Origin of the sequence: Butyrivibrio sp. AE3006 (assembly GCF_000424165.1) — a bacterium.
Lineage (GTDB): Bacteria > Bacillota > Clostridia > Lachnospirales > Lachnospiraceae > Butyrivibrio.
On sequence record NZ_AUJJ01000021.1, the window covers coordinates 1 to 22,304 of the forward strand.

The 22,304-nt window shown below is 41.2% G+C and carries 20 protein-coding genes, 1 tRNA gene and 1 rRNA gene; all 22 read right to left on the reverse strand.

The window, feature by feature from the left end; all coding sequences use genetic code 11:
- A 16S ribosomal RNA gene (locus G603_RS0111415) occupies positions 1-122 on the reverse strand; the annotation flags it as partial.
- Between the two features lie 611 nt (positions 123-733).
- Positions 734-821, reverse strand: a tRNA-Ser gene (locus G603_RS0111420).
- 152 nt (positions 822-973) lie between these two features.
- On the reverse strand, positions 974-1,531 hold the full coding sequence (locus G603_RS0111425; protein ID WP_026524466.1) for a Fe-S-containing hydro-lyase: 558 nt from the start codon (positions 1,529-1,531) through the stop codon (positions 974-976).
- Positions 1,532-1,562: 31 nt separating this feature from the next.
- On the reverse strand, positions 1,563-2,408 hold the full coding sequence (locus G603_RS0111430; RefSeq protein ID WP_026524467.1) for a fumarate hydratase: 846 nt from the start codon (positions 2,406-2,408) through the stop codon (positions 1,563-1,565).
- Between the two features lie 15 nt (positions 2,409-2,423).
- Positions 2,424-2,834 (reverse strand): HIT family protein, encoded by a 411-nt coding sequence (locus tag G603_RS0111435; RefSeq protein WP_026524468.1) that lies wholly within the window; start codon positions 2,832-2,834, stop codon positions 2,424-2,426.
- Positions 2,831-3,529: a rhomboid family intramembrane serine protease gene (locus G603_RS0111440; protein WP_051207788.1), complete on the reverse strand. Its 699-nt coding sequence runs from the start codon at positions 3,527-3,529 to the stop codon at positions 2,831-2,833. Before G603_RS0111440 ends, G603_RS0111435 begins: the two co-directional genes overlap by 4 nt.
- A gap of 2 nt (positions 3,530-3,531) precedes the next feature.
- Complete coding sequence (locus G603_RS0111445) at positions 3,532-4,533, reverse strand: SCP2 sterol-binding domain-containing protein (RefSeq protein ID WP_026524470.1); 1,002 nt, start codon at positions 4,531-4,533, stop codon at positions 3,532-3,534.
- An 84-nt stretch (positions 4,534-4,617) separates the two neighbouring features.
- Complete coding sequence (locus G603_RS0111450; RefSeq protein ID WP_026670308.1) at positions 4,618-5,946, reverse strand: DUF6382 domain-containing protein; 1,329 nt, start codon at positions 5,944-5,946, stop codon at positions 4,618-4,620.
- Positions 5,947-6,441, reverse strand: coding sequence for a pilus assembly protein (locus tag G603_RS0111455; RefSeq protein WP_026670309.1), 495 nt, complete (start codon positions 6,439-6,441; stop codon positions 5,947-5,949). It lies immediately after the preceding gene.
- The gene (locus tag G603_RS0111460) at positions 6,428-6,892 is read right to left on the reverse strand and encodes a hypothetical protein (protein WP_026670310.1); all 465 of its coding nucleotides are present in this window, start codon (positions 6,890-6,892) and stop codon (positions 6,428-6,430) included. The genes G603_RS0111455 and G603_RS0111460 overlap by 14 nt, the downstream gene beginning before the upstream one ends.
- A gap of 22 nt (positions 6,893-6,914) precedes the next feature.
- A complete protein-coding gene (locus tag G603_RS0111465) occupies positions 6,915-7,775 on the reverse strand; it encodes a pilus assembly protein (protein ID WP_155832667.1) in 861 nt (286 codons plus the stop codon).
- A 52-nt stretch (positions 7,776-7,827) separates the two neighbouring features.
- Positions 7,828-9,300: a DUF5702 domain-containing protein gene (locus G603_RS0111470; RefSeq protein ID WP_155832668.1), complete on the reverse strand. Its 1,473-nt coding sequence runs from the start codon at positions 9,298-9,300 to the stop codon at positions 7,828-7,830.
- Positions 9,245-9,379, reverse strand: coding sequence for a Flp1 family type IVb pilin (locus tag G603_RS23245; RefSeq protein ID WP_242829632.1), 135 nt, complete (start codon positions 9,377-9,379; stop codon positions 9,245-9,247). The genes G603_RS0111470 and G603_RS23245 overlap by 56 nt, the downstream gene beginning before the upstream one ends.
- A gap of 163 nt (positions 9,380-9,542) precedes the next feature.
- Complete coding sequence (locus tag G603_RS0111480) at positions 9,543-11,012, reverse strand: immunoglobulin-like domain-containing protein (RefSeq protein ID WP_155832669.1); 1,470 nt, start codon at positions 11,010-11,012, stop codon at positions 9,543-9,545.
- Positions 11,013-11,027: 15 nt separating this feature from the next.
- A complete protein-coding gene (locus G603_RS20175) occupies positions 11,028-11,792 on the reverse strand; it encodes a type II secretion system F family protein (protein ID WP_081669910.1) in 765 nt (254 codons plus the stop codon).
- Positions 11,743-12,969, reverse strand: a complete 1,227-nt coding sequence (locus G603_RS0111490; protein ID WP_155830993.1) for a CpaF family protein — start codon at positions 12,967-12,969, stop codon at positions 11,743-11,745. Before G603_RS0111490 ends, G603_RS20175 begins: the two co-directional genes overlap by 50 nt.
- Complete coding sequence (locus tag G603_RS0111495) at positions 12,959-13,954, reverse strand: hypothetical protein (protein ID WP_026670314.1); 996 nt, start codon at positions 13,952-13,954, stop codon at positions 12,959-12,961. Before G603_RS0111495 ends, G603_RS0111490 begins: the two co-directional genes overlap by 11 nt.
- 18 nt (positions 13,955-13,972) lie before the next feature.
- On the reverse strand, positions 13,973-14,404 hold the full coding sequence (locus tag G603_RS0111500; protein ID WP_026670315.1) for an A24 family peptidase: 432 nt from the start codon (positions 14,402-14,404) through the stop codon (positions 13,973-13,975).
- Positions 14,405-14,791: 387 nt separating this feature from the next.
- Complete coding sequence (locus tag G603_RS0111505; RefSeq protein ID WP_026524479.1) at positions 14,792-15,268, reverse strand: flagellar export chaperone FliS; 477 nt, start codon at positions 15,266-15,268, stop codon at positions 14,792-14,794.
- 48 nt (positions 15,269-15,316) lie between these two features.
- A complete protein-coding gene (locus G603_RS23155) occupies positions 15,317-17,017 on the reverse strand; it encodes a flagellin N-terminal helical domain-containing protein (protein ID WP_051207791.1) in 1,701 nt (566 codons plus the stop codon).
- A gap of 31 nt (positions 17,018-17,048) precedes the next feature.
- Positions 17,049-20,144, reverse strand: coding sequence for a DUF6240 domain-containing protein (locus tag G603_RS0111515; RefSeq protein WP_155832670.1), 3,096 nt, complete (start codon positions 20,142-20,144; stop codon positions 17,049-17,051).
- A 97-nt stretch (positions 20,145-20,241) separates the two neighbouring features.
- Positions 20,242-22,293, reverse strand: a complete 2,052-nt coding sequence (glgB, locus tag G603_RS20185) for a 1,4-alpha-glucan branching protein GlgB (RefSeq protein ID WP_035793006.1) — start codon at positions 22,291-22,293, stop codon at positions 20,242-20,244.
- Positions 22,294-22,304: the final 11 nt, after the last annotated feature.

Sequence of the window (22,304 nt, forward strand, 5' to 3'; positions counted from 1 at the left end):
TCCGCCACTAAGATTTAACAAGATTCCGCCGAAGCCTCATCAGCGTTAAATCTCCGTTCGACTTGCATGTGTTAGGCACGCCGCCAGCGTTCATCCTGAGCCAGGATCGAACTCTCACGTTTAAAATTTATCTAATCACTTAAAGTGACTGGATCGTTCGTCTGACCAGAACTAAAGCTTGGCTTTGTTCTGTCCGTTTTTACCTTGTTAGGTTTGTTTTGTTCTCTGAAATTTCTTTTTTGGAATTTTCAGGGTTGCATTACTATTCCATTGTCAAAGTGCTTTGTCTTGGCTTGTCAGCCGCAACTCTGATAGAATATCATGTTTGGCTTTCTCTGTCAAGAACTTTTTTAAATTATTTTTTCGTTCGCTTTTCTGTGTAGACGCTGAAGCCTTCCGGTCAGTCGTTTCTATCACTCGCAGCGAGCGAATATAAATATAACATCAGTGCCTTAGTGTGTCAATTACTTTTTTTAAATTTTTTTAAAATTTATAAAAATTTCTCAAACCCTCGTATTTACTGCGGTTTTGACGACGCTGTCATATATATTTTAGTTTTTCTTTATATTGTTGTTTTAATTGTATATGAATCTTTTAACTACTATATATAGTAGTTATTATATAGAAGATACTCATTCAATTATTAGTTGGCCTCCACTTTTACTTATCCAGGCAATCCATGAAAATAAAAAAATAGAGAGCATTGATCTCAATGCTCTCTGGAAGTATTCAACGGAGAAAGAGGGATTTGAACCCTCGCACCGCGTGAACGGTCTACACCCTTAGCAGGGGCGCCTCTTCAGCCACTTGAGTATTTCTCCATGTCTGAAAACCTCTACCAAACGGTATTTGGTTTTAATGGTCAGAGGTAAATATCTCTAACGCAAAAGTAATTATACAAAGACATTGATGCCTTGTCAACACATCTTTTAAGAAGTTGTTGAGTTGCCATGCCTGTTGTTATAGAAGATTATTACTTCTTTTCTGTATTAAACTCCTTAATTGCAGTCTCATACAGGTTGTTGCCCTCAGAATCAATAACCACTATCGCCGGGAAGTTCTCAACAGTAAGTTTTCTTATAGCTTCGGTTCCAAGGTCATCATATGCAACTACTTCAGATTGAACAATGGCTTTTGATAAAAGAGCGCCGGCGCCGCCTATGGCTGCAAGGTATACTGCGCCGTTTCTTACTATGGCATCTATTACTGCCTGGGATCTTTTACCTTTTCCTATCATGCCTTTAAGGCCCATATCCAATAAGGTAGGGGCGTATTTATCCATTCTGCTGGCTGTGGTAGGACCTGCAGATCCTATAGGGCGGCCTTCTCTCGCAGGAGATGGTCCCATGTAATAGATAACGTTGCCATCAACATCAATAGGAAGTTTTTCCCCATTATCAATGGCTTCCTTCATTCTCTTATGTGCAGCATCTCTTGCTGTGTATATTGTTCCTGTGATAAAAACCATATCTCCGCTCTTAAGCTTTGAGATGGTTTCATTATCAAAAGGCGCATTTATCTTATATTCCATCAGATAATTCCTTCCGGTATAAAAATAGTATTTATAATGTAATACTGCGGTGTCTGTTTACATGGCAGCAAATGTTCACTGCTACGGGCAGACCTGCAATGTGGGTCGCATAAGTGTTGATGTTAACTGCAAGAGCAGTTACTCTTCCTCCGAGACCGCCGGGGCCTATTCCAGTACTGTTTATTCTTGAAAGAACTTCATCTTCCATTTTAGCTACATATTCTATATCAGAATGCTGACCTACGGGTCTTGTAAGAGCTTCTTTTGCCATAAGGGCACACTTTTCAAAGGTGCCGCCTATGCCTACTCCTACAACCATGGGAGGACATGCGTTGGGACCGGCATCCTTTACTGCCTGAACGATCGCATCCTTGACACCCTCTTCACCGTCTGCGGGCTTAAGCATGAACACTCTGCTCATATTTTCACTACCAAAGCCCTTGGGCGCTATTGTGATATGGATTTTATCGCCGGGTACTATATCATAATGAATTACAGCCGGTGTATTGTCCTTTGTGTTTTCCCTGATAAGAGGATCGCTTACTACAGATTTCCTGAGAAATCCTTCCGTATATCCCTGTCTTACACCTTCATTTATGGCATCTGTAAGGTTTCCGCCTTCTATATGAACGTCCTGGCCAAGCTTAACAAAAAAGACAGCCATTCCTGTGTCCTGGCAAATCGGTATAGTATCACTGTCTGCTATTTTCAGGTTTTCCTCAAGCTGTGAAAGTATCTGCTTTCCAAGAGGGGATTCTTCCGTCTCTACAGCTTTCTTAAGAGCGTCTGTCATATCGGGCGAAAGTCTATGGTTAGCCTCTATGCAGAGTCCTTTTACAGCTTCTGTTACTTCTGATGCGTTGATTGTTCTCAAAATAGTACTCCTCTTTTTTCAGACCTTAAGGTTCTCGCAAAGAGCTTTTAATTCTTCTGCTGAAGGCTCTGTGGGCTTCCAAAGTATATGCTGTCCATCATTCTCATAACGAGGAATAAGATGAAGGTGGAAATGATTAACAGTCTGTCCTGCTGCCGCTCCGTTGTTCTGAACGAGATTAAGACCATCTGCTGAGAGCTTTTCCGTAAGTGTCTTCGCAAGCTTCTTGGCAAGCTTCATAGCTTCTGCTGCTGTATCATCAGGAAGCTCATAAAGATTGGCATAATGTTCCTTAGGCAAAATAAGGCAATGGCCCTTTGTTGCAGGTCCGTTATCCAGGATTACATTGAAATTATCATCCTCATATATTGAGTTTGTGGGGAAAACCCCATTTGCAAGTTTACAGAAAATGCAATTATCGTCCTTCATAGCCACTCCTCCATTGTGTATTCTTTTTTGAATATATTGGTTATAAAAAATGTAATGATGATTCCGCCAATGAGTCCGCCGATATGGGCGGCATTGTCGATATTCACTTCTTTAAATCCGCTGTATACCGAGAGAAAAATAATGGCGATCAGCCTACCCAGTAAATTAGAACCGGGCCTTAGATTTTTCCTTCCATATATAACGATGATCAAAACAGCACCTATAACGCCAAAAATAGCTCCGCTGGCGCCAAGTGACGGTGTAAGATCATTTCTTATGATAGAATCCGCAAGACTTATGACGTCTCCTATAAATCCCGAGAACAGGTAAACGAAAAGATAGCTGATATGTCCAAGATCGTGCTCTGCGTTTGCTCCTATAAAGAAAAGTATAAGCATATTACTGCCAAGGTGCTCTATAGATGCGTGCAGGAACATGGATGTGAACAACCGGTAATACTCCCTGTTTTGGAAAAATCTGACAGGGTCAAAATCAAATCTGTCCTGGAAATCATAGCCTGCAAAGAGTCCATAAACAAAGATTATCACATTGCATAGAATGATCGCGATATTTATATAGGAAGATAAGAAAACCTGGGTCTGGCGTTTCCAAAAGGCCTGCATAGGATCCTCTTCAAGACCATACTCCCTGTTTTCTTCCTCTTCTATCAGATTTTCATCGTTTTGTTCTTTCAATATTATTTAAAATCAAATAACTGATCCATATTTCTCAGTAATTTGAAGTCTCCCTTCATTTTAAGGTTGCCCTCCATGAAGGCTCTCTGGAAGGTCATCCTGCCCTGAATGATCTGCTCAAGAACGGATGTAGTCATGGATGCATGCACATCACTGCTGGATGTATCCTCTGCCTTGCATTCAAGGTTCTGATTATCAATCTTAAGTAAAATATCTCTGTCCTTTGTCTGATCGGTCAGAGTAATATGATAAACAGCGTGAAGACCGGCAACAGGAGTAAAGCGGCCCTTAAGCTTACTTATAAAATCATCAACATGGCCTGCGGACTGTTCCTTGTCCATCTTGTCGCGGAACAAGTTACTGAGCTCCGCTATATCCTTTTTCTGTGTCTGTACATATTCATCATTGGAGACATATCTTGAAAGCTGCTCTGTCTCCTGGGGCGTAAGGTCAGTTATCTTGGTGATGGCAACACTGTTCTTAACGGCCTGATTACTTGTGGGCAGGGAATCCATCTTCTGATTCATGCTTCTGTAGATATTCTCAGCCTTTTTCTCGATGAGCTTCTGATAGCTCTCATTTCTCTCAAAGGTTGATGTATCTGCTACATAGCCGCAGATTCCGTCAAGAGGTATTCCGCCAAGCATCTCCCATGCACAGGCCAGCTCCATCATACCCTCACGCTCCCCATGGGTTGTGGACATGACAATAGGAGCCATGTATAAGCCCTTAAGTTTATCTTCATCGCCGTATAACCAGCATGCATCAAGGAACTGGTGCATATATCCGCCTATTCCGAACCACTCCACAGTAGACGCCAGAATAATGCCATCTACACCTTTAAGTGTGCCCGGCAGTGCTGTTATTCCATTTTTGTGCTCAAACAGATTAAATTGTTCGACCTGAACATTGAGCTCCCCAAAAACATCCGACATCCTGGAAAGAACCCCAAGAGTAGGATCGTCGATAATTCCTCTTCCGCCATAATATATATTGATTTTCATACCATACCCCATGTACATGATTTAGAATAATCTAAATCACATTATACCACAAAGCGGATTGGTGAAATATAAGAAGCCTCATTATTATCTGAATGAAAAAGCGCACTTTCCAAAGACTATCTCATCATCAACTTCGATGGTTCTCTTTTCGTTCGGAAGGAGCTGAGTGCCGTTAATGAAGGTGCCGTTTTTGGAATTTAAGTCCTTTATCATGATCTCGTCCCCAAAGCTGAATATCTTTGCATGGATTCTCGAGACTGTCGGATCCTTTATTACCGCATCGGCGCAGGAGGAAAGCTTACCTATTACTATAGGAAGACTGCTTAATGAAATGTTCTGTATTCCATCGTCCTCGCTGTAGAGTTTGTGGGGATTCTTGGAAAAACTAAAATTTAAAAGAACAGTCTCTTCGTTTTCATCTTCTTCAGAATAAGAGAAAGATGGAACTGCTTCGGGGGCGGGCCTTCTGATTTCATCTTTAGTTTCTTCTTTTTCCTCATCCTTTTCCGCATCTTCATCATCTTCATACTCATCATCTGATGATGAGCGCTTTCTTTTCCTAATGATAGGGCCAGCAACCTTAGATGCCTTAAGTGTCTGAATAAAGCAGATAAGCGACATCATGACACATATCATGAAAACAGCTATATCAAGGAGGTTTTCTTCGTAGGTAAGAATGTATGCCGCCCTGATGTACCAAAGAACGCCGCCCACTATTGCAAAAAGAGCGGCCATCAGCATGCTGACTCCAAATGGCAGCTTTATGGGGATAACCTTTGTTTTTACATCAGTTTCTTCATCATCATCAATATCTTCATCAATGTCAGTAACTTCATCTACGAGAATATCATTATGACTGACATCCGGATTTTCCAAGTCTTCTTTTGATCTTAAAATGTCATTTATTATAAGAGAAAAGCAGGGGCCGTCCGGCTTTACTCTGTCGCAAAGTTCATAGATAAGCTCCATAGCCTTCTGATCACCTATATCAATCATTTCAAGAAGGGATGCAAAAAAGGATACTGCATTATTATTGTCGTAGTCCGGATTATATAAGAAATGAAAGCTTCCTGTGGAAAAATCCTCAAAAATGCATTCCTCTGTGAGCATAAGGTGATTGTCATCAAGGAAAAATCTGGATATTTCCTCTGTTACTTCAACAACTGATTTAAGAAGCTTTTTTAGATTCTCGTATGAAATTCTTCGGCGAGAATACATATTTCCAAGACTTTGCTTTGAATCTATCTCATAATACATCGCTGTTTCGCCGTCGATCCTTCTAATTGTAAAGGGAACAATTCCTTTTATGTTGTTGTGCTCAAGCATCTTGTACTGATAGCTTCCTGTATCATCCCCATCTATCTTAAGAACAAGATAGTTATGTAGCGCCTCTCTGTAATATTTTATTTCCATTTATGAATCCTCTCTTTTATCACTCTTATTAATGGCCTTTTTGGCTATGTCCTCTATCCGCTTATATTTCCTTAGTTTTCCGGAAGGGTCACGAAGCTTAACTGTTGCTACGGCACTTCCCCTAAAAGAAGAAGGAAGGCTCTTAAAATATCGAAATAAACCGTTTGTCTTAGTCAAAAAGCTGCCTTCAACCTTTATCTTGTCTGAGGCTTTTGATGCGCTAATATCCGGCTTGTCTGCTGCAAAGTATCTGGTCCCCAGCTTTTTCCCCGCATTATCTGTTACATATTCAGTCTCTGAAGCATACCCCTGCTCCTTAGATAGGAGCTCTGCGCGAAATCCAAGTATGTATACGTCCTGAGATAAAATGCACCTTCCATAGAACCAGAAAGCAAGATATATGATGAAAGCCATAATGAACGTAGCTGCCGGAACTATGAAGGAAGCTTCAACGGTCATATAACCGGATAGCTTTCTTTTTTTATATAAATGCAAAGGAGATAACCCCCATTCCGGCTGTAAGATATGGCAAAAAGGCCATCCTGCTCTTTAACGTCGCTCTTCCTAATATCAGTAAAAGCATGCCTGCTATTGCAGAAAAGGCAAATGCTACAGTGACGCCTGTTAAAACAAGCACAGGGCCAAATACAGGTCCCGCCAAAAGAACCATAAGTCCATCACCTTCTCCTATTCCGATCTTTAAAAGCTTTGATAATACAAGCATTATTGCTCCCGGCAAAAGTGACATGAAAATAAACTTAATGTCACCTCCGCAAAATGCTATATCATATACACACCATGAAACTGATATTATGGCGCATGCCAGAGGATACATGATATCTATTTTCTTTTCGCGCAAATCCTGAAAAGCTGACATGAGCATTATCAGCAAAACTTCCACCCTCATTAATGTTTCAACTACTATTCTTCCTTCTATAATCTCCATAATTAACCTCTAATTTTCTGCTTTATCCGCACTCACTGCAGGCTCTTCTTCCTCCTGCTTCTGAAATTGGTACTGTTCTTATGCTTCTCTTAATTCCGGGACATTTATTGTTGCTGTGATATCTGTTCCCGTAATTTGTGATGTAAACCGTACTTCCTGATCTCTTGCCGCAATATTCGCAAGGGTAATACTTTGACCCGTCGCTGCTTCTTTTTTTACTTACGCTACTCTTAGAGCAGGCCTGTACTGATACCCTCAAATGAGAACACTTTGTACTTCTGTGATAAACGCTTCCGCTTTCTGTAATGTACACGTATTCTTCTTCGGCTTCCCCTTCATCCCCGCAGCCATCATCAGGATTGTAGCCAGTAAAGCCATGTCCATAAAATCTGCTCTCCACGGTAAAATCCGAAAAGCCCGCAATTCCTAGTAATGGGTGTACCTTGTAGGACGCAACGATATCAATGATGTCACCGTCTGATCTAAGCGCTGTCTGCAGGAATGAAAGGCCACCTGCTCCGCCTCTGATACAGCTTTTATTTAAATATTCTTCTCCCAGATATGCCTTAACCTTTTTGCTTGCAAGACCGGTAGTTATCGCACCTTCTGCAAAAGCTTCTGTTTTACTTTTTTCATCCCCTGTAAGCATTTCTGAAAAAGCTGCCTGTTCCATAATCTGACTCCCCGCTTGATGAAGTGCAGCTTCCATATCACACTGGATCCGTAAAATATCAAAGGCTCCCAGAATGTTAATAAAGAAGAATATAAAAAGTGGCAGAACAAGTGATGCCTCGACTGTTACTGAAGCAGCCGGTGATGGTCTTTTTCCAGTGAACTGCCGGAGAAGCAGGTCCTTTATTTTTTTATTTTCTTTTGATTTCACCTTAAATTTTCCATTATTTGAAAAAGACCATAACCGGCCACTCCAAATCACATCATTCCATTTCATAGCCATATATTCTGTCAACCTCAAAGCTTTCCATTCCTCTTGAAGACGCCTTAAAATCTGCTCTGAAAACATCTATGCAATTGTCTATTTTGAAATACTCATTTCCCTCAGTGTTTCTGATATTCATCTCCATAACATCCATGAGTCTCATAGTCTTTTTGTCCTCATTTTCCATAAGAACCATCATTCTGAGATAGTCCTCATATTTAAGGCCGGATCCTCCGCCATCTGTTAAGCTATCTCCAAATGAAAGCATTGCTTCCAAAGAAAGCTTCCAGCTTGCAGCTGTTTTAACCATAGGGACCCTTCCCCCTGTCAAAAGGATGTGGATGTCCGAGATGCTCTCAGCAAAGGTCCAGGCAAGGATTATTGCTGTCTTTACCACCTCGCACAGCTCCGGTGCTGCAACAACTGCTGCCGCTGTAAGAGCCAAAGCCTCTGCCTCCGCAAGCTTTGCAGAGTCTGTCATTATATATGCAAAGTTAGCCGCTTCCCTCCAAAGGAAAAGCTTATTGCACACTGCTTCAAGATTCTTATAATCGCTATCTTTTCCTGCATAGATGTACTCAAGCTCGTATTTAAGAGGCGAGTCCTCCATCTCATTTCCATAGCTGGACATCTTTTCAAAAATGTATTCGTTAAAAAGAGCTTTCTTTGATGCTCCCATGGAATAGTCATCATCAAGGCCTGTCCCCTTTGACAGCGTCCTGTGAGATGCATAGAGATCTTCATTAATTGCAGCTGATGATATCTTTGACATGTCGGGAGCAGCCAGGGTCAATATTCCAAGCCCTTTCTTGGAAGCTACAGACTGTGCCGGGTTATCGATATCTATTTCTTCGTTTTCCCCGTCTCCATCACTGTCTGTTTCGTACTTCCCTGACATTGCAGAATCATTTTCATCTGCCTTTTCCTCAAAATCCGAAGAGTCGTACCCGGACTCCTTAAGGTCATCTACATTTTTACTGACACCTGATACTATTTTCCCAACTGCGTCGCCCTCCATATAGGAAAGGATCTGCCTTTTTAAAACAGCGCCATTGTTATCGCTGGCCAGGGAAAAGCCTGTTACAGCGCAGTCAGTGAGTTTTGCCGACATGTAAGTCTTCCTTCCGGTGATTCCCTTGTCAGAAAGCTCGAAGTTTTTCCTAAAGTACTTAGAAAGGTGCTCTTCCACATTTCTTACAGAGCCTTGCTTTTTCCCAAAGGAATCATCCAAAAGAAGGAGACCGTATCTGTCAAAAAGCTCTCTGTTATATTCCCCAAGAACTGAATTCATGGTTATGTCCGTAACAAGCTCTGTTTTCATTTTCACTGCACCTATTCGCGCCCCGGATAGGAGCGCCAGAATAAGTGAAAGTATCACCGTCATTGAGAGGGACAGATAAACCGTAAGATATCCGTCAGCCTGTGACCTTTGCTGCATCTGTGTTGATTGTTTTAAAGATTTCTTCAACAAGACCATCAATCTCCTTTTTGAACACGATAACAAGGCCAATCAAAACCACTATGATAAGTATTACTTCAACGGTGCCCATTCCTCTCTCATCAAGCAAAAACTCCTTTGCCTTAAATGCCAGGTAATTACCTGCATCTCTTGCTGTTTCGATTACTCCTTTGAATCTTTCCTTTAATCTGTTCATTTTTTCCTCCTAAAATTTGGTTAATAAAATATATTTAGTAACACCTGCGTGATTACTATCAGAATGATAAATATGCAGGAACCATGATCACTATCATTACGATTAGAAGCATCATGATCATTGGTAAAAGAAGCTTTGTTCCCGCTTCCTCGCCAAGCTTTCTGGCATAGCTCATTCGTTCCTTTACCGCTTTGTCTGCTTCTTCTCTAAGTAGATATGAAAGCTCACTGTTTCCCTTTTTAAGATTTTGCGACAAAAGTGTCACAAGTCTTGTGTACTGCTGTGCGCCGCATCTTATTCCGAGTCTCTCGTATACAGAAAGCTCCGATACTCCGCTTTGAAGCTCATTGGATGCTTTGCGGATTTCCTCATATAAAAAGCTTTTGGAAGAGCCACTCTCTAAGTCTTTTTTATATTCCTCGGAAAACAGCTCAAAGATCGCTCTTACTGACATGCCGGCTCCCATGTAAAGAACCAGCCTTGAAATAAACTGCGGATAATCAAGAATCAGTTTTTTTCTTCTGTTTTCCACCTCTTTATCAAGCTCCTTGTCCTGAAAAACAAAGATAAGTACCGCTGATATGATGACCAGCAACAAAATAAGAAAACTGTTATCATCTATGCTTTCTGCAAAGATTATTCTTTTTCCAAAAACTTCTTCGGGAAGCTTAAAGCTTGCATCTTCCCTTGTGTTTTCTTCTGCCTTAGTGAGCTCCTTTTGAATTTCCTTTTGTAAAAAGGCTGCTCCTGTAAGCTCCTTTTCATAGACGTTTGCAAAAAACTCATGCTCCCATTTATAGTCCAAATAGGATATTTCCGCCGTTAGAATTACCAAGGCGCCTTTATCCGTAAGCCCTTCTCCGTCAACTTTTCCATCTGAGTGAATGACATCAATGTCGTCAGTTTTCCAGCTGATTTCAAAAGGATAACCTGGAACCTTTGTCACCAGATTAAGGTCCTTTTCCACATGACTAAGGTCCTCATTTTCGCCAAGAATTATTTCCGGCAGTTCCTTAAGCATCTTTGCAAGCAGCTCTTCTGCCTGTTTTTTTGTATAGGCTCTTTCTTTTACAAGAAGATCAAAATCTCCATACTGCTCCCCGCCTTCCCCTGCTGCCGTCAAAGTCCTTGTCATTTCCCGCTTGTCATAATCATTTCTAATGAGAAATCCGTTTTCATCGAAGGCATCACTGCGTCTTGACTGAAAATAGCAAAGGGCTGCTATGATAGAACCTGCCGTAATAAGCATCAGTGCCATACTGATTTTTTTGATATAGTATTTAGCCTGCTCTTTTTCCACATCTTTCTTGGAGTTAAGAGCTTTTAATCCTCGCTCCACATTCTTTCTTGAAGGCGATCTGTAAAAGGATTTGCTTTTCTTTAAAAATCTTCTGTATAGGAATGCTGCTATTTTGTTAAAAAAGGTACTTACTCCATCCGCAGGTAAGCCTGTAGGGAGCTTTTCCTCAGCGGATAATATATACAAAAGGCCCATATACGCCGGAATCATCAGATATAAAACTATCAATGCAAAACCTCCTGCCTAAATCTCTATTGTGACTATCTTCTCTATCATCAGATAAGCTGCGATGTAGATAAGAAGGCACACCGTCATAATGAATACGCCAAGAACATTCCCATAAAGGACATCAAAAAAGCCGGGGTTGGTAAGGCCCACGTAAGCCATGATTCCAAAGGGAACCATCTCCATGATCTGGGCTTCCATTCTTTTTGCAGATATCAGTACATCGATCTCGCTTTCAACCTCCATCCGCTTTCCTATGACATCGACGCATCTTTCGATTGTTTCAGTCATGTTTCCGCCGCTCCTTTTTGCCACTGCAAACACGCCTGCGAATTCCGTAATGTCCCTGTTACCTGATTTTCTTCCAAGCTTTCTTATCATCTTTTCTACTGAGACATTGTTGTTTATGCCCTGATGAATTATTTCCAGTTCTTTGCATATAGGCGCATGTTTTCCATATAAAAGCTCCATGTCATGCTTGGCTTCGTGAAAAGAATTCTCTACGGAATATCCCGCCTTTTGGGCAGTAGAAACAGCCATCATGGCATCCTTAAACTGAATACCAAGATCGTGATTATCTCTTCTTTCCTTTTTCTTTTTTTCATGGAAAAACCAGGGAACTGAAAGTGGCAGTATGAAAAGTGAGATTATAAAGGACCCGTAAAAGAGCCTTCCTGCCAGGAGAAGTATAAGAACATTTCTTAAAAGGATAGGTATGTCGGATGGCACATATCTATATTGCAAGGCCTGCCGACAGTAGCTTTTCAGTGTTTGTAAGATCATTTTCTTTTCTCCACTCCCCTATTATTTTGTTATTCTCATCTACTCCAACCTCCGTAAACTTATACAGCGTTTGCATTACAATATCCCCGGTTCTCTCGTCCAGCTTCCCCGTAAGTTCGCATATTTCAAGCACCTTCCTTGTTTTGTCCCGAAGTCTTCCAAGCTGCACGATTATATCTATGCCGGAGGCAATCTGTCCCCTTATGGCATTAAGAGGTATATCCATTCCCATAAGAACCATGGTTTCAAGTCTCGATAGCATATCGGATGCACTGTTTGCGTGGCCCGTGGACATGGAGATGTGGCCTGTATTCATCGCTTGAAGCATGTCAACACACTCCTCGCCGCGAACCTCCCCCACAATGATTCTTGTGGGTCTCATTCGAAGAGATGACTTTATCAGATCTCTTATGGTTATCTCTTTGCAGCCCTCCACATTGGCATTTCTGGTTTCAAGGCGCACAAGATTAGGGACATGCAAAATCTGTAGTTCTGCGTTGTCCTCAATTGTGATAACTCTGTCATCACTTGGTATGCTGTCTGATAAAGCATTTAGGAATGTGGTCTTACCTGAACCGGTACCACCTGCGATAAAAATATTGTAACCTGCTGCCACTAGAGTACTTAAGAAAGTTGCCAGCTCTTTTGGTATCGAGCCTATCTCTATAAGCTTATCCATGGTTATGGGATTATCCGGGAATCTTCTGATTGTAAGTATCGGGCCGTTTAGTGCGACTGGTCCAAGTACAATATTCACTCTGGATCCGTTTTCCAGCCTGGCGTCCGCTATGGGACTGGCTTCATTCACCACCCTGTTGCATTTACTTACAATCTGCTGGATTACGTCTTCTAGCTTTTCCTTTGATTCAAACTTAAGGTCATACCTTGATAATCTTCCATCCTTCTCCACAAAAATATTATCTGTTCCGTTTACCATTATTTCTGTTACGGAAGGATCATCCACGAGGATTTGCAGCACATCAAGCTTTCTTATTGAATAAAAAAGCTCTTTCCGGAGCCTTAGCTTTTCATCCATGGATATTCCCTTTGATCTGCATAGCTTCAGGATATTTCTGTCTATCCTCTCAAGCATCTCATCATCATCAACATCTCTGGAAAAATCCATCTCTGAAAGAATGCTATCCTGTATACACTTTTTTAATTCTTCATGTTCCATCAGATCCTCTTCCTCCGCGGCTTTCTCTGATATTCCTGTATAAGCTTATTCTGCCCTCTGAAACATCTTCATAAATGATCTTCTCTTCATTCATATCTTCATGCTCAGACAATTCCATTCTAAATTTCCTTATCCTTTCTCTGGCTTCTGCATCCTTTGCTCCAAGAACCACAATTTTGTCGCTGGTCTTAAGAACATCCATAAGTCCCGATATGCTCTCAGAAAAATCAAGAACAATATAGTCATAGCCCGCTGTTTTCCTAATAAGCTCTATAAGCTTTATATATTCCTTCCCGCAAAAATCTCTGACTGCACTGTTGTTGCAAGGCAGGTAACAAAGCTTTTTATATCTTTTTCTAATCCTTTCAAGATATATAGAAAACCTTTCTTCGTCGCACTGTGCATAATACATAAGATCACAGATATTCTCGCAGGGCTCTTCGCTTCTAATCCTAGGAAGGCTGCAAAGTGAATCATTGCAGATAAAAAGGACATTCTCATGTTCTGAGAGCTTACAGGCAAGATCAAATGCTGCCCTTGACTGATCTATACTTCTAACCGGCGTATAAAAGGCTATAAGCTTAACATGCGTTGTAGCTGTAACAACCATTCCACCAGGCAAAAGCTCAGGCATTTCAAGGCACATGGAAAGGATGCTGTCTGCAACCTTCTCGCTACTTTGATATTTACTGGTATGTCTTATATTTACATCTTCTGGCTTTCCAAAATCCGTATCGCTCTCAGAAAGCACTGCGTCCCTCTCATCAAGAACCAGGATGTTTTTATATCCATCAACAGCGTTTTTATTAAAGAGTTTTTCTGAAATAACAAGCAGCGTCTCCTTTTTATAGGAAAAATCCTTAAGTTGTTCGCTTCCCGTAAAACTGAATATCTCAAAGGGAATACTGAGTGATCCTCTTAAGAAACTATCCATTCTTTTGCAATATCTTTTATCGGGATCGCAGATAACAAGTATATTCTTCATAAGTCTCCTCCAAAAATGTCAAAGGCTCGTTTTCGTAATAAGTAAAACACTTATAAGTACAGGAACCGCAAAATTTATGGTTTGATATGGTTTTTTATTTTTAATAATTTTCAGGATTCCCATAAATGCAGCAATTACAAAAGAAACCACAACTGCCGCGATAAGCTCATTCTTATTTAAAAACATTGCCGTAACAGCAAACAGCTTTATATCTCCGCCTCCAAGTCCGCCTAAGGCATAGACCGGAATAAGACAAAGTAGCGTGATGGATGCACGTAGGAGTTTCATATAGAATGGATCCTGCCCTTCTCCAAAAAAAGACAAAGCAAGTCCCATACAGACTCCTGCAAGCAGCCAACGGTTCAAAATTTTGTGTCTGTAAATATCCGTCAGAGCTGATCCTGACAGCAGACAGTACAAAACCGGTAATTCCATATTTAATCCTTTCATTTACTGAAAACTTCCCGAATGGGTGTAGGGAATTAAGAATTGTGATCATCAGACATCCGTGAAAAATTCGGCTTTGCGAATGCTTATGGGGAACAGGGGGATAAGACTCGATATGGAGCAGAAGGTGCTTGGCGAGTGCCAGCCGATCATTTTCACTTTGCTGATGTCGTTCAACGAAAGCGATAATATCAGCCAGAGAATTTTATGTCAAACCCGGTTTCCAATGGCTAAAAACAAATATTAAGATTTTATGAAGGCACCTCTTTTTACAAGAAAATAAGCCGAACATAACACCCTCCTGGGAATTATATCCGGCCTTAGCTTTAGGTCATTCTATCTGATGAATTTTCATTATTAAGTTTTTGTGAATTTGTACCTGAAAAAAGATTACGCCATAAAGCCTCTGGATGAAACGTTGCCCATTACGCTCTCGCTAAGGGTTCCTCGTCCATAGGTAAGTCCTGCATATACCTTAGGAACATTTGTCATAACCGCGCTTTCTTCATCCTTCTTTTCAAGCTCTGCGTATGCTGCCCGCAGACTTTCAAAGGTCTTTATTACATGAGAAAGCTTATCTTCATCCATTTTTACAGTACATAATATAAGTGCTCTTTTCTCAAAAAGGTAAAGCTCAAATAATACTCTGCCAAGCTCATAGCCTATGTTTAGAGAATGAATAAGCTCGTCTATGCAGCCCATGGCACGGTACATGGATTCCGTGTACATATTGGTATCATCTTCTTCATAGGCCTTTGTTGCATCATCTATGTAATCTAGTACCATCTCATACAAAATGGTAATCATCTGGGTTTTATTTGCCATGGTGATGCGTCTTGTGTAGGCCTGGATCTTTTCACGTGTCATAAAGGTACCTCCTGACTGGTGCTGACTTCAAAGTAAACATGGAAGCTTTTACTGCAGGAGCTGAAGCACCTGTGAAGGTCTCTCATTTGCCTGAGCAAGCATTGTGGTTCCTGCCTGTGAAAGAACCTGCTGTGTTGAATATACTGTCATTTCTTCAGCCATATCCACATCCATTATTCTGGAATATGCGGCTGTCATGTTTTCGCTAGTTACGTCAATGTTGCTGACTGTGTGCTCAAGTCTGTTCTGATAAGCACCAAGTCTGCTTCGAATATCGGATACTTTCTGTATAGCATTTTTGATATCCTCGATAGCCTGGTCTGCACCGGTATGAGGAGCCATCTTATAGCGTTTATCAGCATAGGCTTTTATTTCATCAAGCTTCTCATTATAGGCTGCCATGGGAGCTGCCCTGAGCTCATCATAATATGCCATGGTATCTGCTATCTGGTTATCTCTTGCCTCATTAACTCCGTCTATAAGTGAAGCAACTATCGGATTCATGGGAGTATCAGTTGCTCCGGGAAGAGTCATATAAGTGGCAATCGTGTCATCTGCATCCTTATTTATCTGTCTTACCTTCTGCTCCTGTGCCATATCATAGGTATATGTCTGCTCGCGATATTCTTTTTTGGCTTCTATTATGGCTCTGGCATCTTCTATGTTAAAGAAGTAGTAATCAATATCATTCTTTTCGCCTTTACCCTCATCGATGCGCTCTTTATCGATGTCATAGTAGGTCATGTCGATGATTTCATTTTTTTCTGTAAAGGACAGAATGTTGTTGGATACATTATTTACATAATCTACGAAATCAAGAAGATCATTTTTATAGGTACGGCTTACATCTGTGTACTGAATTCCAAGGTTTGACAATGTGATCTTGGGCACTCTGATATCAAGGGTCTGTCCTTCGTTTGCTCCAACCTGCATGGTCATGGCGCCTTTTCCTGTAAGCTCAAAATCAATCCTCTCACCAACAAGTTTTCTGTTTACCTTAACCTCGATCTCTCGTCCATCTCTGGTTGCAACCTTGATAAGATCTCCGTCAACTGTGACATCGGCGTCAGACATGTATGTGATGGTCTCTGTTCCGCCCTGAGAGGTAATAACTCTTGAAACGTCCACCTTAAGAGAATCTACATAATGGGGATATTTAACATTATCAATTTCTTCTACTTCGAAAAGTCTTACTTTTCCTGTTGCCTCATCATATTCTGCATTTATGCCTTCAAAGTAGTAGTTTCCACCGTCCACAAAATCACTGTAGCTGTTTACTGTTATTGCAGGATCGGTTCTGTTATTTACAGTAGCATAGCCCTTAAGATCAAAGGAACCATCAAGGAGGCTCTGTCCGTTAAACTGCGTAGCCTCTGAAATTCTGGTGATTTCATCCTTTAACTGACCTATCTCATCCTGTATGATTTCAAGATCGCTTTCACTGTTTGTGCCGTTTGCAGCCTGAATAGACAGCTCGTTCATTCTCTGAAGGATGTCATGAACCTCGGACAATGTGCCGTCTGCTGTCTGTATTACAGATATACCGTCGCCGGAATTGCCGCCTGCAACAGATAAACCTTTTATCTGGGCATTCATTCTTCTGGAAATAGCTAGCCCTGAAGGGTTATCCTTGGCATTTGCAATCTTAAGACCACTTGAAAGTCTCTCAATCGATGCTGCCAGCTTGTTATCATTTGAAACAAGTGCGTTGTTTGCGATCATTGCGGAAATGTTGTAGTTAACTTGCATGTGATGGACCTCCTACTGCATGCGTCATACATTAAAGTGCATGAACAAATATCGCCGCCATCCTTAGCAACTGTCTGTTATCGGAAAGTCCATTTTCCGCACCTTGTACCACGCTACCTGCTTCGCTTCTGTGATACATAATGTTTATGTTACTTTCTGTTACAGCAAGTCCACTATCAAGTAGATCTGCTTCTTTTATAAACCTATCTCTTACCTCTTCCATATATTCACTGACATCAGGTGCCTGGGTAAGAGAAGATGCAAATGCGCCTCTAAGCTGCCCGTTTTCTATGGTTGCTGCAAATGAGATTCTTCCATAGAAGCTGCTCTCAACACTGGCTTCCATTTTGGAGCCTTCGTTATCACTGTCCTTTAGAGTTACGTGCATGGATACCGTTCTTCCATCCACTTCTACTGGAACTTCAAAGCTTCCTCTGTCAGCCATCTTAACAGCTACGTAAATCTGCTTTTGCATTAGCTGTATTGCTTTAACATCAATAAATGATTGGGTCTGAGTCTCTTCTATCAGCATATCGTCGAGGCTTTGTGACAATTCTTCAAGGTGTTCTTCATAGGCTTCCTTGAATTCTATGCCGCCTGCAAGCTCATCGAGAATCTCCGCTTCCTTTTCCTTAAACGAAAGATTGGAAAGCTTTTCTGCCTGATTAAACAGCCCGTTCCTGCCTCGTCTTCCGGCCCTTAGATTAATAAGTGCTTCTAAGTTAGAAACATTTACTTCTATTTCATTTCTTATAAGCTCTTCTGCCACATCGGTGTCATCTGCCACATCTATGATGTTCCTGATCCTTCTTGTTTCCTCAGAATAATATGCTTTTTCTGCTTCTTGTGACAGAGCACTCTCCTGCATTGCAGATAATTTATCAGCCATCTTATCAAGTAGAGTATCTTCTTTTGGCTTAAGCCTGTTCAGTTTCTCGGGATCGAGATTCTGATATACAATATCGGCCTTTTCGCTGTAATACTTAAATGCTGCTTCTATCTGGCTGTCTATTGATTTTGTAATCCTCTCTCCTGCATCTGCGCCTGCAAAGCTTTCATCAACCTTATAATCAAGACCTCTTTTTTCTGTCTTTAAGGTTCTTGTGGCACTAAGGAGATTTTCAAGAGTCATGGGCGCTCTTGTTTCAAGAACGGCACCAATTGCTGCATTGTCTGTCTTTTTAAGTGTATGGAAAAGTCTGTAAATACCAATGTAGCTTTCTCTCTCTTCAGGTGATATTTCGGCATTTTTCTCGAGTTTATAAAGGAATTTTGCATACTTTTCTTCTCTCCCTGATCTGTCTTTGTCCCCATCAGATAAGTTATTTGATAGCTCATCTAACGTCATGTTTAAAGGATTTTTGCCTTCTCTTATAAGGTTCAAAACTGCCTGGGGCTTAAGCTTATCTATTGTATTCATAAGCTTTTCATCCACAGCTCTTACCTTCTCGATATTCTCAGGTGATATCTCCATGCGGTTGTATCCAAGAATTCTTACAACGCGCCTGTTTTCATCATTAATGTCTTCCTTAAGATCTCTTAGAATATCATCAACATTCCTGAAGGCTTTCTTAATGTTATCTCCAAGATCTGATCTAACCTGGGTTCCAACTGCTTCATAGGTTGCACCGGCCTTTTCATATCTGAGCTTTAGCTTGTAACCTGACTCGATAATACTGTCAAGGCTGTCATTTTTTTCAGGATCTATTCTTCCAACAAGAGCTACAGGATAGGATCTGAATTCACTTATCTTTTCCTGCGTGCTATCAAAAAGTCTAAGCTTCTCTGCGCATTCTTTTCCTGTGATATCAGGAGTCCTGCCAAAAAGACTTTTACCTATTTCTTCTATTTCATTATTGAGGTTTGTTATGAGCTCCTCCATGGGAGCTGTATCTATAGAAAAACCTTTATCGATGAGACGAAGATTTGCTGTAACTGACATTGAAAGCCTTACTTCCTCAAGCTGCTTTCTTGCTGTAAGAAAATTAACATCCTGATTTTTTGAAGACTCACTAACCTCAGTTTGCTGCCCCTTTTCTTCATGGACATCAAAGAGGGTCTTGAGATTTATCTTTTCGCCTCTCTTTACTGCTTCTTCTAAATCGGCGTCTGTGATGAGCCTTGTCTTTTTATTTATTGCTACTGCTTTTTCGAGATGATTTTCCTCGCCTGAAACAGCACCTGCTGCCGCAGTATTCTTATTGGCTATGGACTTGACAGCACTGTCAACTATAGCTTCTTCAGTCATGGGAAGCTTTATGCACTTTAGCTCATCTGCTTTTTTGAGATTATCTGTTGTAAGTGGTATAGACTGCTCAACCATCCACTTTGCAAGATTTTCGTTTTCTTCTGAGGCTTCAAGTCCGGCCTCATCGATAATTCTAAGGGCCTGATCTCTTAATGAATCCCATTCGATTTTGTCTGCCTTCTGGGCATAATATCCACCTGTTTCAAGAGCGATAAAGCCGCGGCTCTTTGCATTTTGGCCATTTGTTGCATGCTCTGCCATGTAAATGTTATCCATGGTCGCATCAAGATTATTTGTAACCATGAATTTTACAGAGCCCTCTGACAAGCTGTCTATTTCAGACATTTGCCTTACAGTCTCTGCCACTTCCTTAACATTTTCTTTTGTAAGCGGGATATCATTTTCATGAAAAGATGATGCTATCTGATTGGCAAGACCCTCACTTCCTGTTATCTTTTTAAGCTCACTTTCTGAAAGATCATCTGTATAGCCGATAATCTCTTCACCTGACTGGGCAAGAACCGCCTTTATCTTATCAATAATAGTTACGATTTCATCGGAAGAAGTCCTTGAAAGATCAAAGCCCTCCTCTGCTGCCTTGGCATAGTCCTCAGGAGATAAGGTGTTTGCCATTACTGACATATAATTGTGGCGAACGGACATTTCTGTGTTTTGCGCCTGTGCCATAATATCATTTTTGGTCTTTGCGCCTTCGCCATAAGCGTTATTACTAAACAGACTACTGCCAAGATCAACCACGGCGGCACTCTGTGTTTTATTTACCTTCTGATTGTTAAACTGAAAGCCTGCTTCCATGCTGACTGTAGCTTTTTCAAAATCGGATTCCGTTCCGGACAATGCATTTATACTTATGTTCATATATCCTCCGAATGCAGGTCCATAAAAAAGTAAAAAGGTGACAGACATAATCCATCACCTTTTATTTCGGAATAATTATTTAATTTCTAAAGAACCATTATTTCTTCTTTTTGGTAGTAGTCTTTGCTGCCGGCTTTTTAGCTGCTGTTTTCTTGGCAGGAGCCTTCTTTACAGGCTTTTCTTCCTTTTTCTCTTCAACCTTAGCTTCCTTTTTTACTTCTTTTTTGGGTTCAGGCTTAGCATCAGGATTCTGGAAAACGAAAAGCTCTGCGCCATAAGGCGGAAGTGTCATTGTAATACTGTAATCCTTGTAATCGCAAAGACCGGGCTCTGCCTTGATCTTATCAGGAATACCGCTTCCACAACCTGCATATTTCTTATCAGCGCTGTCCAAAATGTGCTTGTATATGCCTTCGAAGGGAACGCCTACCTTGTAATTCTGAATCTCCATGGGAGTAAAGTTGATTACAAACAAAACGTTATCCCTGCCGTTGCTGGCTCTTCTGTAAAAGCTGAATACGCTGTGATCTGAATCGTCAGCATTTATCCATTCAAATCCGCCCCAGTCATTATCAATCTCATAAAGAGCAGGATATTTTCTGTAAATCTCAAGAAGGTCTCTTACAAAATCCTTCATTCCGCGGTTTAAGTCCTCTGCAAGAAGGAACCAGTCAAGTTCTCTCTTCTCACTCCACTCGCGCTCCTGACCAAAGTCCTGTCCCATGAAAAGGAGCTTCTTGCCGCTATGACCAAACATATATGCATATCCGGCACGGAGATTAGCGTATTTATCAACCTTATATCCGGGCATCTTCTCAAGCATTGAGCACTTAAGATGTACAACCTCATCATGTGAAAGAGGCAGGATATAATTCTCAGCATTATTGTAGCTCATGGCAAAGGTCATCATGTGATGAGCGCCTTTTCTGAAATAGGGATCAAGCTTCATGTATTCACAGAAATCATGCATCCATCCCATGTTCCACTTAAATGTGAAGTTAAGACCATCCTCCTCAACAGGTGCTGTGATCTTAGGCCATGCTGTGGACTCCTCAGCGATCATCATAACCTGAGGATAGGTTCCTCTGATTACGCTGTTAAGATGCTTGAAAAACTCGATAGCTTCGTAATTCTTATTGCCGCCGTCCTTGTTGGGAACCCACTGTCCATCTCTCTTACCATAATCAAGATAAAGCATGGAAGCAACGGCATCTACTCTAAGGCCGTCAATGTGGAACTCCTTTATCCAGAAAAGTGCATTGGCAATAAGGAAATTCTTAACCTCATGTTTGCCAAGGTTGAATATCTTGGTACCCCAGTCGGGATGCTCACCCTTTCTCGGATCCGGATCTTCATAGATGCAGGTTCCGTCAAAGCAGCCAAGACCGAACTCATCGGGGCAGAAGTGTGCCGGTACCCAGTCAAGGATTACGCCGATGTTGTTTTTGTGGAGCAGATTAACAAGATACATGAAATCCGTAGGCTCACCGTAGCGTGCTGTAGGTGCATAGTACCCCGTTACCTGATATCCCCATGATCCGTCAAAAGGATGCTCGGCGATTCCGATAAGCTCAATATGTGTATATTTCATCTCCTTGAGATATTCGACGATTCTGTCTGCGAACTGCCTGTAGTTATAGAAGCCGTCTTCTGTACCGTCGGGATGCTTCATCCATGATCCGATGTGACATTCATAGATTGCAACAGGCTCTCTATTAATATCCTTGCCCTTAATGGAGTCAAACCATTTCTCATCACTCCATTTAAATTTGGAAAGATCTGTTGTTCTGGAAGCATTGCCCGGGCGAAGCTCGGCATAGTTAGCATATGGATCAGCTTTGTACAGCTTCCTTCCATCCGGTGTGTAAATGAGATATTTGTAAAGCTCACCTGTTCCTACACCAGGAATAAATAACTGATAAATGCCCATATTTCCAATGCGCTGCATCGGATACATATCCTCATCCCATCCATTGAATGATCCGATAACATGGACAGCTGCTGCATTGGGAGCCCAAACAGCAAAGAACATTCCTTTGACCCCGTTCTCTTCAGAAACATGTGCACCAAGCTTTTTATAAATATCGTAATGTGTTCCCTGACCGAAGAGATATTCATCTGCTTCGGAAATAAAAACTGTCTGACCCATATATATTTCCC